At 44.8% G+C, this 18385-nt stretch carries 17 protein-coding genes and 1 tRNA gene; 9 read left to right on the forward strand and 9 right to left on the reverse strand.

The window, feature by feature from the left end; all coding sequences use genetic code 11:
- Window positions 1-22: 22 nt before the first annotated feature.
- Together tssJ and tagH are read right to left on the reverse strand one after the other, a co-directional pair.
- Entirely contained in the window at window positions 23-478 is a 456-nt protein-coding gene (tssJ, locus tag LZU85_RS10000; RefSeq protein WP_011081398.1) for a type VI secretion system lipoprotein TssJ, read from the reverse strand.
- On the reverse strand, window positions 479-1699 hold the full coding sequence (gene tagH / locus LZU85_RS10005) for a type VI secretion system-associated FHA domain protein TagH (RefSeq protein WP_272909890.1): 1221 nt from the start codon (window positions 1697-1699) through the stop codon (window positions 479-481).
- A gap of 315 nt (window positions 1700-2014) precedes the next feature.
- Between tagH and LZU85_RS10010 the strand changes: the two genes are divergently transcribed.
- On the forward strand, window positions 2015-4183 hold the full coding sequence (locus LZU85_RS10010) for a serine/threonine-protein kinase (RefSeq protein WP_237286991.1): 2169 nt from the start codon (window positions 2015-2017) through the stop codon (window positions 4181-4183).
- Between the two features lie 63 nt (window positions 4184-4246).
- On the opposite strand, the gene LZU85_RS10015 is transcribed toward LZU85_RS10010, so the two are convergent.
- A complete protein-coding gene (locus tag LZU85_RS10015; protein ID WP_176298110.1) occupies window positions 4247-4864 on the reverse strand; it encodes a glutathione S-transferase in 618 nt (205 codons plus the stop codon).
- Window positions 4865-4962: 98 nt separating this feature from the next.
- Between LZU85_RS10015 and LZU85_RS10020 the strand changes: the two genes are divergently transcribed.
- The gene (locus LZU85_RS10020; protein WP_176298111.1) at window positions 4963-5550 is read left to right on the forward strand and encodes a TetR/AcrR family transcriptional regulator; all 588 of its coding nucleotides are present in this window, start codon (window positions 4963-4965) and stop codon (window positions 5548-5550) included.
- Complete coding sequence (locus LZU85_RS10025; protein ID WP_176298112.1) at window positions 5547-5945, forward strand: PPC domain-containing DNA-binding protein; 399 nt, start codon at window positions 5547-5549, stop codon at window positions 5943-5945. The genes LZU85_RS10020 and LZU85_RS10025 overlap by 4 nt, the downstream gene beginning before the upstream one ends.
- Before the next feature lie 81 nt (window positions 5946-6026).
- Here LZU85_RS10025 and LZU85_RS10030 read toward each other — a convergent pair whose 3' ends face one another.
- Window positions 6027-7406, reverse strand: a complete 1380-nt coding sequence (locus tag LZU85_RS10030; protein WP_176298113.1) for a diguanylate cyclase — start codon at window positions 7404-7406, stop codon at window positions 6027-6029.
- A gap of 144 nt (window positions 7407-7550) precedes the next feature.
- Here LZU85_RS10030 and LZU85_RS10035 point away from each other — a divergent pair, with 144 nt between their 5' ends.
- Together LZU85_RS10035 and LZU85_RS10040 are read left to right on the forward strand one after the other, a co-directional pair.
- Entirely contained in the window at window positions 7551-8162 is a 612-nt protein-coding gene (locus LZU85_RS10035) for an alpha-ketoglutarate-dependent dioxygenase AlkB family protein (protein WP_176298114.1), read from the forward strand.
- Between the two features lie 70 nt (window positions 8163-8232).
- Window positions 8233-9330, forward strand: a complete 1098-nt coding sequence (locus LZU85_RS10040; RefSeq protein ID WP_237286992.1) for a DUF3541 domain-containing protein — start codon at window positions 8233-8235, stop codon at window positions 9328-9330.
- A gap of 109 nt (window positions 9331-9439) precedes the next feature.
- Here the strand turns inward: LZU85_RS10040 and LZU85_RS10045 are convergent, their stop codons facing one another.
- A complete protein-coding gene (locus LZU85_RS10045) occupies window positions 9440-10648 on the reverse strand; it encodes a NupC/NupG family nucleoside CNT transporter (protein ID WP_237286993.1) in 1209 nt (402 codons plus the stop codon).
- Window positions 10649-11209: 561 nt separating this feature from the next.
- On the opposite strand from LZU85_RS10045, the gene LZU85_RS10050 reads away from it, so the two are divergent.
- The 3 genes from LZU85_RS10050 (at window position 11210) to LZU85_RS10060 (ending at window position 12549) form a co-directional block, all read left to right on the forward strand.
- Window positions 11210-11293 (forward strand) — tRNA-Leu (locus LZU85_RS10050).
- A 25-nt stretch (window positions 11294-11318) separates the two neighbouring features.
- Window positions 11319-11930, forward strand: coding sequence for a DUF2913 family protein (locus LZU85_RS10055; protein ID WP_237286994.1), 612 nt, complete (start codon window positions 11319-11321; stop codon window positions 11928-11930).
- A 61-nt stretch (window positions 11931-11991) separates the two neighbouring features.
- Complete coding sequence (locus LZU85_RS10060; protein WP_237286995.1) at window positions 11992-12549, forward strand: GNAT family N-acetyltransferase; 558 nt, start codon at window positions 11992-11994, stop codon at window positions 12547-12549.
- Between the two features lie 59 nt (window positions 12550-12608).
- Here the strand turns inward: LZU85_RS10060 and LZU85_RS10065 are convergent, their stop codons facing one another.
- Window positions 12609-13484 (reverse strand): NAD(P)-dependent oxidoreductase, encoded by an 876-nt coding sequence (locus tag LZU85_RS10065; RefSeq protein WP_176298119.1) that lies wholly within the window; start codon window positions 13482-13484, stop codon window positions 12609-12611.
- A gap of 200 nt (window positions 13485-13684) precedes the next feature.
- Between LZU85_RS10065 and LZU85_RS10070 the strand changes: the two genes are divergently transcribed.
- Window positions 13685-14335: an HAD family hydrolase gene (locus tag LZU85_RS10070; protein ID WP_237286996.1), complete on the forward strand. Its 651-nt coding sequence runs from the start codon at window positions 13685-13687 to the stop codon at window positions 14333-14335.
- Between the two features lie 96 nt (window positions 14336-14431).
- Here LZU85_RS10070 and LZU85_RS10075 read toward each other — a convergent pair whose 3' ends face one another.
- The 3 genes from LZU85_RS10075 to LZU85_RS10085 all read right to left on the reverse strand — a co-directional run bounded on the left by LZU85_RS10075 (window position 14432) and on the right by LZU85_RS10085 (window position 18348).
- Window positions 14432-14794: a RidA family protein gene (locus tag LZU85_RS10075; RefSeq protein ID WP_011081532.1), complete on the reverse strand. Its 363-nt coding sequence runs from the start codon at window positions 14792-14794 to the stop codon at window positions 14432-14434.
- Between the two features lie 26 nt (window positions 14795-14820).
- Complete coding sequence (locus LZU85_RS10080) at window positions 14821-15861, reverse strand: lactonase family protein (protein WP_237286997.1); 1041 nt, start codon at window positions 15859-15861, stop codon at window positions 14821-14823.
- A 78-nt stretch (window positions 15862-15939) separates the two neighbouring features.
- Window positions 15940-18348, reverse strand: a complete 2409-nt coding sequence (locus tag LZU85_RS10085; RefSeq protein WP_237286998.1) for a beta-N-acetylhexosaminidase — start codon at window positions 18346-18348, stop codon at window positions 15940-15942.
- Between the last annotated feature and the right edge of the window lie 37 nt (window positions 18349-18385).

Consider the following 18385-nt stretch of genomic DNA (forward strand, 5'->3'; position numbering starts at 1 on the left):
TAATATCCTGCCAACGTCGTTATTATTTTATAGCCAAAGACAATTCATCTAGTGAAAGCTCGTAGGTGTTATAGCCCTTGCGGTCGACCTTTATCACCTTGCGCCAATTTGCATTTTCGATGTCTCGATATGCCACTACAATGCCGATATATTCAACACTTGGTTTCATCGTAGATTCATAAAGTGTTTTTTGGCCTGGGGAGAGATACAATTCTGTTTTGTTCACCAGATCCGGACCTAGCGTTTGGGCTGTATTTTCATATAGAGAGAAGAAGTCTTGACTCGTAAATAAGGTATCAGAAGTAAGTTCAAGGACATAAACTACGACAGGTGAAGGTCTGCCATTCATATCTGGATTGACATTGAACCCCGTCTTTATTTCCAAATTTGAATAGGGAGAAACAACCATATTTGCCGCACTGCAACCCACTAATAAAAACACTATTATTGTGGTAATTATTTTTGCCATGGCTTTCATTTATTCTCTCCCTACTTTTCTTATTGCCGATTCATAAGATTTGGAAAAGTCTTCCAAATAAAACCCTTTCTCATCAATGTCAATTTCATTTCTTATTTGAAAATAGATATTTTCATACTTCTTCCATCGTTTTTTATCAAGTTGCGAAAATATTGATGTCAATCCATTTTTTTCACTTTGAGACACATTTCCAGATATGGTATTCGGCTCAAGCAGTCGTAACACCCCAGATACAGCACCATGAACACCTTCTATCATTGCTTTTTCATGAGCTTCTATATCATTGAATGCAGATTGAATGGCAGCTTCCGGTGAGAGAAAACTCACACTGCGTCTGTTATATAGATTGTGAATTGCATCTTCTAAATTAGCCGAAAACTTAAGAGGATTATTTTCCTTTTTCTGAAAAGATGTATGGTTTAATTTGTTCGCCTGTTTAAATTCTGCACGATTATGCAGTGTCTGCATTAGGCCTTCTAACATGAGAGAATAAGAGCGACCTAATCGATTAAACCATTGCTCTCTTTCCTGTTCTGGAACTAAGCTTAAATCGATGCCAGCCCCCTTGAGAAAGGCGTTCAAATCCGAGTCAACACGCTCACATCGCTTAGCCACTTTCTCATCACGAGGATAGTCGGTCGCTCTCTCTTCTTTCAAAGTCGGCTCTATGTGAGGGCTTAATATGGGAGCATCAAGAAAGTCATCCAAATCACCTAGCTCTGGCGATAGATTTTGCTGCTGCTTTTCTTCTTCTTCTGCCAAAAATAGGTTTGCATCAAAACCAAAATCCATAAAATTATCATTACCACTGACAGGCTCTTTATTTACTTCACGTGGTGACAGAGTATTAGTGTGGATTTGGCTTTGAGTTACGTTATGGTTTTCACTATTTTTAAATGATACTTCGATTTCATAATCTCCAAAATTAATCACATCTTTGTCATTTAAAGCCACCTCGACACCATTTCCTACTGGGCTGACTGACTTATTAACAAAAATACCATTTGTAGAGAGATCTCTAAGTAGATAATCATTACCAAACTTAGTTATTTCACCATGAACACCAGAAATAATTCGTTCAGGATCAGGTAATACCCAATCACAGCTCTCAGAGCGACCAAATTTCATACAAAAGTGTTCTTCATTGGTTGGTATTGAATACACACTTTTTATTTCTGGTGTAAAACGGTGGAAACTAGTAATCGAAAGCACTATTCCCATAACATCCTCTAGCCACTTTATTAATAATGCATTTATCAACAAAACCCAAAATGCAAACTCGATTTTGTTTTCGGTATTAGAATGCACTACTACTTTATATATATTTATTGCTTGCGATAATGAGCATTTTGCAGATTTAACACAAAGCCAAAATCATGCAACAAAACAAATATAGAACACAGTTCAAACTTTCAGTGAGAAGATATGTTACAAAGAATTAGTCCTCTGTTAATTAGTACGAAAGCTTTTAACTCGCAGCCAAATCAAACTTTTTTGAGTATATGATGTCACTCTTTACCGTTTTAGGGGTTGTATATGTCAGTTGATAATGAGAAGAAAAACACGCAAGAAGAGAAAAATGACAAGACTAAATTTATTGCGCATTCACAAAAAATCGGTCCAGAAAAGAATGTAGAAAAAAGTAAAATAGAACCAGCTAGTGTTAAAGAAATAACTAAAGAAGACAATATTAACGACAAATCTCACACTAAAAGACCCGAATCAAAAACAGCTCCCCCCTCAACAAGAACAGAGGTAAACACCGCTGTGACGGAGGAAAACAATGCTTCTGGTCATCAAACTCTAGATAAAGGCCATTTAGTCAAAAATCGTTACGTGATTGACAGCCTAATTGGGCATGGTGGCCTATGTGACGTCTACCGAGCCAAAGATAAAGTTCTTGAATCATCTGGAGTTGCTAGTCCTTTTGTCGCACTCAAAGTATTGCAGCACGAATACATCGACCAACCAGAGACTGCGCGAATGCTTATCCGAGAGGCGCAACATACTCAAACCTTGAGCCACCCCAACATCATTCGTGTTTTTGATTTTGGCGTCGATAACAAAATTTATTTTATTGTGATGGAATACTTAGATGGTGAGACCATCGAACAGTTGATTCAGCGTTCCAGACCCAATGGCTTAGCGTTTCCTAATGCCAAAGTCCTACTAAACCAAATACTCGATGCTCTGATATATGCTCATTCACTTGATATCGTACACGCAGACCTGAAGCCCGCTAACATCATGATCGATTCAGCCGGTACGGTAAAATTGCTCGACTTTGGTGTGTCAAAAACTGAACGCCTCAAACAAGATCAGTACGCCGCCAAGCGTAAAGTCGATGATCATCAAGTATTGGGATATACACCAAATTATGCATCCCTCAATATTATTAGCGGTAATAAGCCATGCAGACAGGACGATCTGTTTGCGTTTGCCTGCATGGCATACGAACTACTCTCTTGCAAGCATCCCTATAATCGAACCCCTATCGATTTGGCTAAGAAAAATGCGATTCCGCTAAAGAAACCCTCTGGTTTTCCAAATACCCTATGGCCCGATATTAAAACGATTCTCACCGACACCAGCGGTCAGTACAAGCTCAGCGCCCAGTCTCTAAAACAGAGACTCAACCAAAATAATCGCTCAAAATATGCGATAGCTGCATTGATTGTTCTAGGTTTATCCACCTCTCTTGGTATTGCGTATCACTTAAACTCGCAGATCGTGCAGTTGGAAGAGGCCAATCGCCAATTGGCTCATTCGCTACAAACGCAACAACAGATCATTAATAGCCAACCTGAGTCAGTCTTCGAACTTAGCGCATCCGATACCATCCATCCGGTTTTAAGAGCCGGATTACTGCGGCATCACAAGCAAACGCTTCTCGCGACATTCGAGCAACAGATTGATGAAATTCTCAACCAAAGCAATAACGAGTATCCCGATTACGATCAAGTCGAATCTGTCCTGAAGCACGCGGCCATCTACTACCCAGATTCCCACAAGCTTGAATTGCTCAACCTTGACATGCGCTCGAGCAAGCGTTCAACGTTGCTGTCAATTGAAAGACACATCAATTCTGTACTCGAAAAAGGTCAATACGATGCTCAACAGGATGGGAAATCGATCGTTGATTTACACAATGATTTGCATTCAATTCAACAAAACTATCCTCTAACACCCTCCTCTTTAGCCACTGAGGTGTTTTACCAAAACATTGATCAGGCCATCGAAGTGAAGGATTCCGTTAGACTCACTGAGCTTTTGGCCGTTGGTGGTACCTTCTTCAGTACCAATGAAATATCACGTAAAAAACTACAAAACGCTCGTGTGTTCAACGAAGCAGTGATCGCAATAGATAGTTGGCAAAAGCAGCCAAGCAATAGTGACAAAGTGAAATACCCATCTGAAGCAGTAATAATACTGTACGGAGATAGATTGTCTGAAATTTATCAAAACCTTGAAAAGGCTGCTACTGTATCAGCACTGGATCAAGTGGTAGTGGATATTGAAGAGTTAGCCCGAGAGTTCCCCATGGACATTCCAAACATTTCGGATCTGCGTTTTCAAACGGCCAATAAATACTTAAAGTTTTCTGATATGCTGCTGAAAAAACGCCAATCAGTCAGTGCGCGAAACGCGATGAAAAAGGCAAACGAACTTCTGCAGCAAGTCGACAGTACCGACTTTAGAGGCTAAGGCGCCGACAAAAAACGGCCAAAGCGTCACCCGCTTTGGCCGTTTCAGTATAGGTATACTGAATTACAAAGGCTGGAATGCCGCTCTGCTGGAGACTTGTTCATACCACTTCTGAATGTGGCTGAAATGTTCAAAGACCGCAAGCTCAAGCCCTTTTACAGCAAACGTAACAAAAATAAATGCGGTAATGTCGACAATCGTAAAGTGTTCTGTCGCAACATAACTGCTTTCAGAAAGGCGCTTTTCCAATACTGGCAAAAATGCCTCAACACGTTTTTTAGATTCTACGCCCCATGCTTCCACACACGTTTCTCTGTCTTGATATATTGCCGTGATATTGCGAAAAGCTTGGAATGCAGTGTAGAGCCCTTGAAACTCGACAACACGGTGCCACATTTCGACTTGCGCTTTTTCTAAAGCGTTACGCCCAAACAACGCCATTTCATTCGGATGAATCTCATCAAAATAACGACAGATTGCCACGCTTTCACACAGCGTTGTGCCGTCGTCCAGTTCAAGCATCGGCACTTTACCATTGACGCTTTTCTGCAAAAATTCGGGTTTGAGGTTATCACCTTCTCTTACGTTGAGCTGAACGCGTTCAACACTTGCACCAATTTCAGCCAAAAATAGCGTTACTCGGCGACAGCTAGGAGTCATTTCTGTTTCATACAGTTTCATTTTTAGTCCTTTTTCTTTTTCAGAACGATCGTTTAGGTTAAACTCTACTTGTTTCCTAAACGTTCAGTCAAGAATATTTTTGCTCAATTGGAATTCTTATGGCACGCAAAGCTAACTTTAGTCGTGATGAAAAACTGCTAGAAGCCATGGCACTCTTTTGGAAGAAAGGATATGCCAATACTGCTATTTCGGACTTAGTTGACGGGCTTAAAATCAATCGATTTAGCCTCTACAACACATTTGGAGATAAGCAACATCTCTACTACGAAGCGCTAGACACTTATCTAAAAACGATCTCATTTCCCTCGCTAAACGAACTCTCTCAAAAAGATGCCAGTATGCCTGAGCTTGAGCGTTTTCTAATCCAGTTTGCAAAGATACAGAGAAAAGGGACCAGTGGGTGCTTCATGCAAAATGCTCTGGTAGAACATGCTGGAGAGGACTGCACCGTGTTAGAGAAAGGCAACCGTCTTTTTGACCATTTGCTAACGGTGCTAAAGTCGGCAATTGACAATGCGCAAAAGCAAGGGCTAGTGATCACCTCAACTCACTCAGAACACATAGCAAAGCTTATCTTGAACCAAATGCAAGGGATGCGCGTACTTGGAAAAGCCAAACGTTATGATGACCTCGATTGTGCACTTAACGCATTGTTGGTACTTATTAAGACAGAGAAACACGAATGACCATCAACGTGATTGTAGAAAGGCTCACTCGGGGCTGTGATTTGAAAACATCGATCGCCGATATCGTCAAAAAGCATCAAATTTCCGCAGGCAGTATTGCCGGTTGTACTGGTTGCTTAGAACGTATCAACCTACGATTAGCCGGTGCGCAAAACACATTGTGCGTTAGCGAACCCTTTGAAATTGTTTCTATCACAGCGACATTAACACCTGAACATCAACATATTCACATCTCTGTCGCGGATAAACAAGGACGTGTATACGGTGGGCATTTGTTAGAAGGCAGCTTTGTTGATACAACAGCAGAGCTTATTATTCATTCGTATCCTGATATGCTCTTCCAACGTGTGTGGGATGACAACACTGGTTTTAGTGAACTGTCCAACGCCATGTGAGATGCTCAACTGTTTTACGAGGAGTAAAACCGGCGAGCAACTCACCGATTGATGCCTTACATCGAAGAACAAGCACTTCAATCAGTTCACGACTGCAAAGCGCGTTTTGTTGGCTTTTTTCTCCGCGTACATATGTTGATCTGCCTGCTTTAACATCTCTTCTGAATCCTTCATGTCATGGTGAAATAGGCAATAACCAATACTGATGTTGAGGTAGATCAGTTCACTCTCATAAACGATTGGCATAGAACAAAGTGCTACCTTGAGTTTATTGATCAACACTTCCATGTCTTCTTCACGCAGTATCCGTGCTGACAACACTAGAAACTCATCCCCGCCTATTCGCGCAACCAAATCAGTTGAGCGTAGCGTGGCTTTGAGTCTCTCCGCACACGCAATTAACACTTTATCGCCGGCTGAGTGCCCAAGGGTATCATTGATGTGTTTAAATCGATCCAAATCCAAATTGATCACTGCAAAGGTTTCATCACGATCCTGCTTTTTTGCATGCTCAAAATGGTGTTCGAGCGAGTACATAAAGTATCGACGATTAGGGAGTCCCGTCAGTTCATCGTGCAGAGAACGGCTATGTGCCATTCTGTAGAGCCGGTAGATGGCAAAAAAGATCAAGCAGAAAAAAATCAACGAAGGGTAACCAATCAGCCGAACCGCTTGTAATTGATACCAAGGCAATGACGCAAACAAACGATCGTCTTCCGCCACCGCAAGCACCCAGCTGCCATAAGGGAAGTTAACACGCTCTTTGACAAAAGCTTGATCAAAAGTGGCTTGCTCTCCAAGCACCATTTGACCTCTCTCCCCTTCACTATCAAATCCCTTAATGGCAACACGATGCTGGTAGGCAAAGCTCGCTAGCCCCACCTCCATAATCAGTGAATCAAAGTTCAGTACTGCACTGCACACCCCCCAATATTGCGAGTTCAGTGGGGGATCGTTGAAAATCGGCACGCGAGCAATCAAAGCTCTACCGCCTTGCACCAGATTAACTGGCCCTGCGATGAAAATTTCTTCAATCGTTTTCGCTTTATTAATGGATTCCCATTGTTCAGGTACTGTTTTGTAATCCAACCCAAGTACACCTTCGTTACCCAGCAGTGGATAGACGTAGTTAACTACATCATTTTTTGCCAAGCCAATAACGCGGATATGTTTGCCTTTTCGAAGAATTTTATCTGATGCTTGATCGAGCGCTTGTTTGTTACTGTTAGGGTGAAGCGAAACCAACGTAGCCAAGCTGCTGACAATATAGATATCAGACACTATCGCGGCTTCTAACTTGGAACGAATAGACGACAACTGTTCTTTCGCCTCCCGTTGAAAATACTCTAATCTGACTTTTTTCTGCTCCTGATTGAGCAGCTCAATAATGCCGACAGACAGAATAAGAAACAGGACAAACAACAGGTTGACACTCCATCGTTTTCCAGACATATACTTCATCGAATCCCCAGTTTCCAGCTCTAAAAAATAGGTTAAGCAATGGATAAATCGTTATTATTGTTAAAAAACTTAATATAAGTATAAGAATAAACCAATCCAATCGTCAGAGTTAAGCATTATTTTGTATATTTACTAGGTAAGTGTATGTCATCTTCACTGTTTTTGTTTGAAACCTCAGATTGGCTCGACATAGAAGACGGCCAGTTACTGTGGCGGCCCAACTTTCTCGACCAAGAACAAGCCAATCAAGTTTTTGCAGCACTGATGCATAGCTTGGCATGGGAGCAAAAATACATTCGTATGTTTGGTCAGCAAGTTCTGCAACCTCGGCTTCAAGCTTGGTACGGCGAGGAGCGTTATCATTACTCTGGTTTGACCATGGAACCTTTGCCGTGGACACCTATGCTAAAAGCGCTCAAAGTACAGTGCGAACTGGCAGCAGACACTACGTTTAACTCTGTGCTCGCCAACCTCTACCGTGACGGTCAAGATTCAATGGGCTGGCATCAAGACAATGAAGCTGAACTGGGGAGCAATCCAATCATTGCGTCCCTCAGCTTAGGAGAAACACGTCGTTTTGTTCTCCAACACAAAGTCACCAAGCAAAAAATCGAGTTTGAGTTAACATCAGGATCGCTCTTGGTGATGGGCGGTACAACTCAACATTTTTGGCAACATTGTGTACCGAAAACCGCTAAAAACAAGTCAGAAAGGATCAACTTGACCTATCGAAAGATAATTCCTACCGCCATTTGACCTGACGCTTACATAAACCGTGACAATAACTGGTACTTTCCGATTTATCTCCTTGATACTGGAATCAGTCATGAACATCGCGACACGGACACTCGTTTCTCTATTATCACTGGGTGTGGTTTTTTCATCACTGGCGAGTGAAGAAGTCACCATACCGAGCTACCAAGAATCTGCACAGTTAATCCGCAGTACCTATGAAACTCAACTTTATACCTTGCCAGCGTTCAAAGAAGGTCATTATGGCTTGCGAATGTATCGACAAACACTGGATCCGAAATACGCTGCAGCCGTTTGGAGTGATCTCGCTAGAGTGGCAAGCCGTTTGAATCGTTTTGCTGCCGAGGTGAACACACCAGAACAAGTGATTCTATATTCGGAAAAGCGTTTAGCAGGTTACATTGGGGATACCGATGAGCGTAGCATCCGTCGCTACACCGCAACCAAACACATGCCAGAGTATCTCTATCTAGGCGTTGATCTGCTTGGTTCGATGGCTCGTGCTAACGAATATGGCCTAGAGCACAAGCAAGATGCGAAACTACGTGAAGTCATTCGACGCTATGACTTTAAGAAATACGCGACCAATTCAGAGATGATTGAAGCGTGGGCTGCGCAACTGGCTAATCAAGTCTACTGGCTGCGCCAATTGGGTGAACAAGACGTGGTGGATGATTTTATCAAAGCATTTAAAGAGACCTACCCCGACGAAAAAGACAAAGCGCTTAATGGCCAGCAGTTTGGCAACAAAATCTATGGGATGACTCACATCATTTTTGCCGATTCGGAATACTACCAGCATCAAGTGAGTGAACAGCAACATCAATGGATTTTTGACTATTTCCGAGAGCACATTGATACCATTCTGCTTCGAGCAAAAGAAGATGTCATTGCAGAAGTAGGTATCAGCTTCTTACTGGCAGGACTAGAAGACGACCCTGTTGTTGAGAAAACACGTCAAGCTATTCAAGCCTCAATCGACTCGGAGCGTGGCATGATCCCTTCAACTTCTGGTGACTTTGACATGGAATCGGGTGAACATCGTAACGTCCTGGCTATCATGCTGCTCGATTGGCAAAGGGTGAATGAAGCGCCAACTCTGGAACATAACCCTAAAGTGTTCACCTCAATGCCTTATGGCTTGATTGCCGATAAACCAGCTCAACCCTAATCTTTGTAAATCTAGCGCATAAAAAATGCCCTGTTCTCACAGGGCATTTTTGTTCTGATTTAGCATTTCTTCTCGCTAGCAAAGAAGAAGTCTGCTGAGGCTGTCAGAATTAGAGGGAGATAAAAATCCCAGCCAAACATGCACTCATTAGGTTGGCTAACGTACCCGCAGCAACCGCTTTAAGGCCCATGTTTGCTACGTCACTGCGACGCTCTGGCGCCATCACACCAATCGAACCCAATTGAATGGCAATTGAACCAATATTGGCAAAGCCACACAGTGCGAAAGTGATGATCACTTGGCTGTGCTCAGAAAGCAGCGCTTTGTGCTCGACAAAGTCAATGAACGCCACAAACTCATTCATCACAATCTTCTGGCCAATGTAAGAACCCGCTGCGAGCACTTCATTGGAAGGGATACCGATCAACCAAGCCAATGGAGAGAATAAATAGCCAAAAATCGCTTGCAACGTGACGCCAGTGAAACCAAATAGCTCACCCAAGTTTTCTAAACCCGTGTTCACCATGGCAATCACACTAACAAACGCAATCAGCATCGTACCCACCGCAACAGCCACTTTCATGCCGCCCATCGCACCACTTGCCAGTGCATCAATCACGTTACTTTGGTCAGATTTATCGAGTTCAATGTTGGTGTAGTCGCTTGGCGTCGCACGCTCAGGCACGATGATTTTTGCCATTAACAAACTGCCTGGTGCCGCCATAAAACTCGCTGCAATCAAATATTTCAGCTCAACACCTAAACCAGCATAGCCACCGAGCACGCTACCCGCAACCGATGCCATACCGCCTGCCATCACAGCGAACAGTTCTGATCGAGTCATATTGGCCAAAAACGGACGAATTAGCAGAGGTGATTCACCTTGAGAAAGGAAGATATTGCCTGTTGCGACAAGAGACTCGGCTTTGCTGGTACCCAAGAATTTCTGGATGCCACCACCAATAAATTGAATCACTTTTTGCATGATACCCAAGTAATACAGGGCAGAGATAAGAGCGCTAAAGAAGATAATGATCGGAAGAACACGGACAGCAAAGATAAAACCAGAGGATGCCAAATCACCAAACAAGAAGGCGATCCCTTCATCAGCGAAACTCAGCAATCCCGAGACCGCACTGCTCAATCCCGCCAGCGCCGCTTGTCCCCATGGAAAATAAAGAACTAACGCCGCGAACCCCACCTGCAACAGCAAAGCTCGCGATACCGTTTTCCAGTTAATAGAGCGACGGCTTTCCGACAGCAAAAACGCACAACCAATGAGCGCAACCACACCTAATAGACTTAACAAAATATTCATGAGCAACGACCTAGTTAAAACTTAAAAATGGAGGAGGAGCTGAAAAAACCAGCAAAAGAAGAAGGGGTATGAAGCGGTGACGACTGACACCAAGACTCACGAATGAAATTGAACGAATAGTTCGACATCTTTTTTACCTTATACAAGCTTTCAAAAGTCAGCTGGTCCGGTCCTTGGGGTCATTCACTCAAATAGCCAATATATTGGGCAACTTGTTTCCTTGTGACGGCTTGTATGGGTAAGGGTTATGAACGATAAACCCTATTTCCCGCTTAAACGGGTCGCTAGTATAGACAACAAAAAGAGATATTCATCACATTTATTCACGCAAACGTTCAAGCGTTCATAATTTAATCAACACGTGCATTTCACACTCTAATCACTACATAAAATGGGGATAATGATGATTTTTACCACTTAGATGGATAATAATTATCCAAACGAACCAAAATCACCAATTTAAGTAAAGGAAATACTCGCCTTCCAGTAATTTTTGGATATAATTCGCTTCGGTTTGAAATGAACCGCATCAAAATTTGAAGCTTAGCTTCAACATCCTGTGCCGAGATGGTGAAATTGGTAGACACACTAGCATGAGGTGCTAGCGCCTATGGTGTGAGGGTTCGAGTCCCTCTCTCGGCACCATTCCTTTATAAATAAAATCAATGTGATGCAAGGTATTAAGCCCGCGAAACCCAATGCAGATGCAAACCAACTGCTAAGTGAACTTGCCGTTCACGCTTTGTTGCACCTGGAATTTCGCCGCCTCGCTACCGCACACTCCTCACTCTCTCGTCAAGAAAGTAACGACATTCTGCAAAAATGGCTGAAACCAAAGCTGAAGAGCAATCGCTATAAGTTGATTAAAAAACCGCTTAAATCTATAACTCAGCAAGCAAAAGGCGAAAATGGCAACCTTGAAGCATTATTGGAGCGATGTGTAGGAGCGGAAAGTGCCCCTGTTCAACCACATCTAGATAGCTACCTATTGCTGATCAATGAAGTCGAAAAGAAACTCGGTACCACCGTGTTACTCTCTCGCCCAGAAGCAGTGGATTTGTCACATGATGAACATGGTTGTTTATTGTGCGTGTTGACCACTAACCTCAACCAGCATTTCGATCAACGCAACAAGCTGATCGAACCCATTTCTATGCTGTTCCGCGGCCCGATGAGTCAACGCTCACTGTTTCTCGGTGCCATCTACGCAAGCAACACCTTTCACTATTCCGTTCAATATCAAGACGAACAATTTGTTCGTATTACGCTAGAACTCGCTTAATACTCACTCACTATCCTGCTATCCTAAGTTGCCAAAACAACAATAATTCAAAGGATTGCCGATGTTTACACTCGACGTCTCCCCTGATATCAAACTCGCTTTGGTTCAAGATTCTTTCGCTGCACTTTACGTTCCATTGGTCGCAGAGCAACAAACCTACCTATCCCAATGGCTGGCTTGGCCTCCACTTTGCCAAACCGAGCAAGATTTTAAGCAGTTTATTCAACGTTCACTGCACGAATACGCAGATCGTCAATCAGTAACCTGCGCGATTTTTTATCAACAGAAGCTCGTCGGCAACATCAGTCTTCACGAAATCAACCACCATCTTCAAAGAACTTGTATCGGTTATTGGCTTTCAGAAGAGATGCAAGGCAAAGGTATTGTCACTTTAGCGTGTGAAGCGCTGATAGAGTATGCATTTGATACTTTGTCGATGGAGCTGGTGCAACTTCGCGCAGCCAAAGAAAACCATGCCAGTCGTGCGGTTGCTGAACGCCTCGGCATGCAACTCGAGGGGATCATTCGCCGCAACGAGAGAGTTCAAAATAGAGTGCTCGACCACGCCGTGTATGCGATATCAAAATCCGAGTGGCAAGCAAAGCTCCTTTCTTGCTAGAAAAAACGTGGGAGCTTCTTAGCTCCCATGGTTATTGATACTTGAATTACCGTTTAAACTTACTGTTTCGCGACGGCTTTGATCAGCACTGACGTATCCATCCGTCCTTGTCCTTGTTGCTGAAGCTCTGCGTACTGCTGATCCACTTGCTTTGTCAGTGGCAACTCAAGCCCGACACGCTGTGCTTCCTTCAAGCAAAAACCGAGATCTTTTCTCATCCAATCAATGGCAAAACCAAAGTCAAACTTACCTTGCGCCATCGACAGCGCACGATTTTCCATCTGCCAAGATCCCGCCGCACCGTGCTTCAGTGTATCTACCACTTGTGTGATGTCTAAACCTGACTTTTGCGCAAGCAAAATGGCCTCACTAAGACCTTGAAGCACACCCGCGATACAGATTTGATTAACCATTTTACAGCGTTGACCTTGGCCATTTTCGCCCAGCAGCGTCATTTGCTTTGCATAAGCCTCCATCACGGATGAAACCGTATTGAAGATGGCCTCTTCACCGCCACACATAATCGTCAACACGCCGTTTTCTGCGCCCGCTTGTCCGCCAGAAACTGGCGCATCAATAAAATGGTTAGACACTTTACGACAAGCATCCGCCAGTTCAATTGCCAGTTCGGCAGAAGTTGTGGTGTGATCCACCAGGATCGAGTCCGGTTCCAACCCTGCTAATACTCCGTCTTCACCATAAACGACACTGCGTACATCGTCATCATTACCAACACAAACAAACACCACATCGCAGCCAAGTGCCGCTTCACGTGGCGTTTCAAAGGCTTCCCCTTGATACTGTTCTGTCCATTTTTGAGCCTTGGCAAAAGTACGGTTGTATACATGCGTTTCGTATCCCGCTTTGCTCAAGTAGCCCGCCATTGGGTAGCCCATCACTCCCAGACCAATAAACGCGACTTTTTTGACTTCCATCTTTCCCCCAATGACCTTGTGTTCGTGAATAGGCATGATAACTGAAACCACTACTTACTTGCTATATCCACTTTCCCAACAAATACTTGGATCTGTATGCAAAGAACTCAAGCACCTCACCTTGGCAGCTTAACCTGCCATTTTCACGGGTCCTGTGTCACAATGTCTTTCACTCTACTTGTCTGATTAAAGCTGTACTGATGAAATTTAACGCTGCTATTTTTGATATGGATGGGCTTTTGCTCGACACTGAACGCGTTTGTATGCGTATTTTTAAACAAGCTTGTGATGTACAAAATCTGCCTTTTTACCAAGACACCTACCTATCTATTATTGGCCGCAACTCTGCGGGTATCGATACCATTTTGCGGTCCGCCTATGGTGAGGATTTAGACCGTCTTCATGCAGAATGGCGCAAGCGTTACAACCAAGTGGTATTGCACGAAGCGATTCCGGTGAAAGAAGGGGTGATAGAGCTGCTGAAGTGGCTCAAACAGAGCGGTATCCCTACCGCAGTCGCCACCTCAACACAAAAAGATGTCGCCTTAGTGAAACTCAAGTTGGCCGGACTCGATCACTACTTTGATTCCATAACGACAGGATGTGAAGTGTCGCATGGCAAGCCAGATCCAGAAATCTACTTACTTGCTGCGAGCCGTTTGTCGATTCCACCAGCGCAATGCTTAGCATTTGAAGATTCTAACAATGGTGTCCGTGCTGCCGTTGCTGCGAACATGATCACCTATCAAATTCCTGATTTGGTACAGCCATGCGATGAAGTGATCGCTTTTGGCCATCGGATCTGTCCATCACTTAACGATGTATTGAAAGAGCTGCAAACCAGCAACTAAACCCAAAGCGAAATGCACGAGTAAAAAGAAAAGGGGCGAAATCATCGCCCCTTTTAAATTTTCTAACCGTTAACTGTTCTGCACGCGTTCAAATAGTTACTGAAACGCTTCACCCGCTGCCGCGACAAAGGTCATTTCAACCAAGTAGTCTGGATCAGCAAGCTCTGCTTTGACACAAGCACGGCTTGGAGCGCAGCCTTCTGGGAACCAGTTGTCCCACACTTCATTAAGTGCATCAAAGTTGGCAAAATCAGTCACGTAAATGGTCACCGAAAGAATACGCGAGCGATCACTGCCAATTTTCGCCAATTGCGCTTCTGCTTGAGCAAAAATCTGCTCCACTTGGCCTTTCATGTCCGCGTTGGTATCACTGTCAGCCACTTCCACAAAATGCGCGATGCCATTGAAGACGGTAATATCAGACCAGCGTTTACATGGGTTAATGCGGTGAATTGTCATCGTATTTTCTCTTTATCGAATTGATTTTATTTAAAGGGTTCTTGATGCTCGACTAAACAAACCGGGCTACCAATTTGGCAACTGAATCCCGTTGCGGTTAATCGGCCCGTGTGGCGGTCGCGACGATAGCTGACCACATTATGGCTATGCTGGTTCGCCACCAGCAACCATTTGCCATTGCGCGATAACACAAAGTCTCGCGGAAAATCTCCAAGAGAATCCACCGCCTCTAACCATTTCGGCTCGCTTTGGCTGACATCAAAAACCGTGATTTTATTTTGTCGGCGGCAGGATGCATAGAGAAATTGCTCATCGGAAGACAATCGAATGGCAGAAGCCGCTGCGCCATTTTCTTCGCCCGGCAGCAAAGGTTGCTCTGAAAGCATCGCCCAACGTTCGTTTGCTCGTTCTAGCGTTAACAAAGTTTCGGTCAACTCGCACAGCAAATAGGCGCGAGTTTCCGCCTGATTAAAGACCAAGTGACGAGGGCCGCTGCCTGCAGGAAGCTTGAGTGACTGATGCAAAGTAAAGGCTTGCTGCTGACCATCAATTTGATAGAAATGCACCTGATCGGTACCCAAATCCACCACAGCTAAAAAAGGGCTATGGCGTAGAAAAGTCGCTTGGTGCGCGTGGGGTGATGCTTGTCGCTCTCGATTTGGGCCATCACCTTCCACATAAAGCTCAGCAATACACTCTGAGGGCGCACCTAACACGTCGAGCGTATAAATGGAGGTGTTGCCTGAACCATAATTTGCGACGGCACAAAACATCTGCGTCGGATCGATGTCGATATGGCAAGGGTAGCTCCCTTCAATAGCGATCGTACTTTGGTCAATGCACCCCACTTGCACCAGTTGAGGTTGATCGTGCTGATCAACTTCGCTAAAGGTGTAAAGACCTTTGGGGGTCTGGGTGAGGTAGGAAGGATTTCGCAAGGTCACCAGTTCATTAAACGGAACGAGTTCCCCTGTTTCAGTATTCAGTTCTAGCTGTACGACACCCTCACTAATACTCGGTTCATCGGTGTAGGTGCCAACGTAAAAATGCAAACGGCCAACTGTCATTTTGTCTTTTATTCCTTTTCCTTAAGCCATTTCAATACCTTGCCGCCTGTCGTCACAGGCGGCAATGGCTTTTCGACTTTAAGGTGCAATTTTGTGAAGTAGCTGCTCGGTTGGTCTTACTATCGCCACAATGGTTTCATCAAAAATGACCGCATTCTTATCCAACATCGCTTGATAGGTCGCTTGCTCAGCAGCTGAAAGCACTTGTCCCTGTTGCGCTTTTTCCACCAACTCAAGACCCAGTTCCGCTAGCGCTATGGTTGCATCTGCGATCGCCACACTCTCACGTGAGGCCACATTGGCAGCAAAAATCCCACGAGATTGACGCGCTGCACCTTTTACTACCTTATAATGCTCAGAGAGCTCCTCAAGCGTCTGCTTGCTTTGCGAACTTTGCGGATCGCCATTTGACTGATAGCCGCGCACCAAAGCTTCCATGTCATACACCGCATAGCTTTCTACCACTAGGGCATCGGCGAACCGATTTAAGCGTTCATATTGGTTGTACAAATCCCCCTTGTTTGGTGTAGAAATCCATTTCTCCCAGTGCCTTGCATAATATTGTGCAGGCTCCGTGTATTTGGCTAACGTGATGAGCGGTGCAACATCTGCTCCATTGGCTAAACGCTGTAGCATCATCCGAGCATCGGCATGATGACGCAGGCCAAGAGAAATTTCCGACCAACTATCCAACGCGTGCATTCGACGGTACATACTGGCTTCATCAGTGAGCGATTCACTTGACCAAAGTCGTTCGGCAATCGCATAGCTGCGTGGCCATAAGCGCTGTTCTATGGTCATCGAATCGAGATTTTCACCCCAAATGGTCACTTCGCCACCGAGGATCAACGGTTCCTCTTCTTTGGTCAGTTGAGCAGGATAACCGCCATTAGGCTTCGGAATGCTCTTCACTTCTCCTTCACTGGAGGCCACCAGATTGCCAGTTGCAGGCCAACGCACATTACCAATACGTTGATAGCTGCCTTCTTTTAGTTGATCGCCAGCAAACTGATAATTGAACTCTGTGTAGGACATGAAGTTGTCAAAATGGCCACGGAACATCACTCCGGGGACGTATTCCAATACATACACTTCTTCACGCGATTTACCATTGTAATCGGTAAACGCACGCACTTTGCCGTCAGCACCCTCGATGATGGTGAGATTCCCTTTGCGCGGGCCTCCTTTGTTGCGAGGCTTCACCCAATGGTAGGTGACAAATTTTTCCCCTTGATGCAGTTGATCATCGACGGTGATCCCCTTCGGCATCGGGTCGTTACGATAGTGGTAGCTGGTGGGTTGAGGCTGGTCGAGATAATAACCCGTCGACAAAATACCTTGATAGCCCTCTTTCGCCGCTCGGCCAATACTGTCATGCCCTTGCCAGCTCTGAATCACCACCGATTTGGGCAGATCTTTATGCCAAATTTCATCCCAGCCTGTAATTTTCTTGCCGCGCTCGTTCAGCATCTGCTCGACTCGGCTATTCAGGTACGATTGCAGCCCTCGTTCGCCGTCCAATTGGTGCTGCTTAATAAACGCTTGGATTTTCGGGTTGTCACGCCACTGTTGATAGTTCGGCTCATCCCCTCCGATGTGAAAATACTCATCAGGGAAGAGCTCGACCACTTCATCGAATACGCTTGCCAACATGGTGTAGAGCTCCGGATTAGTCGGATCCATCAAAGGCTCAAACACCCCCCAACCCCGCTGTTGCGGATAGGATTGGTCACCCAAACCAGACATCAATTCCGGATAGGCGTGCGCGACTGCCGAAGCGTGGCCAGGCAGCGAGATTTCAGGGATCACACGAATACCAAGATTACGCGCGTACTCAACCACTTGGCGAGTTTCATCTTTACTGTAGAAATCACCATCCGCGGTGGCTTGCCATAAGCGAGGGTAGTTTTCCAGTTGAATACGAATGCCTTGGTCATCCCAGATATGCCAATGGAAGACGTTCATTTTCGCTGAGGCCATGGCATCCAATTGGCGCAAAATCACCGGCAGTTCGATGTAATGACGCGCAGTATCGTACGACACCCCACGCCATTTAAAACGCGGTGCATCAGAGATAGTAACGGCGGGAACGAAGTAGCCATTAGCATCCGTCGAAACCAGTTGCAGTAAGGTTTCTAAGCCATGAAACGCGCCATAAGGCTCAGTGGATGAAAGCAAAATCTTGCCATTTGCAACCTTCAATTGGTATGACTCATCGCTGTCGATATTTTGCACCGTGCTGCTTGAGGCACGTTGAATATCGACCACCAGCGTTGCTTCTTGTTCGGATTTCGCCTGCCAATTCAGCATCGGCAAGCCAGTTTGTCGATAGAGCCGCTCCATGGTGCGCTTAACATTAAACGCCACGCGTGGTGAGTCGTAACCTTTGATATAAATACTGAACGCTTTATCCAGCGTCACCTTGCCTTCGCTTAACTCAACGTTTTGCGGGTAAGGCATTAATATTAAGTGGGTATTAGGTATCATCGCTGCCGGTAGCCTAAATATGTGAAACTCGTTCTAC

It is taken from the genome of Vibrio floridensis (assembly GCF_021852965.1).
Lineage (GTDB): Bacteria > Pseudomonadota > Gammaproteobacteria > Enterobacterales > Vibrionaceae > Vibrio > Vibrio floridensis.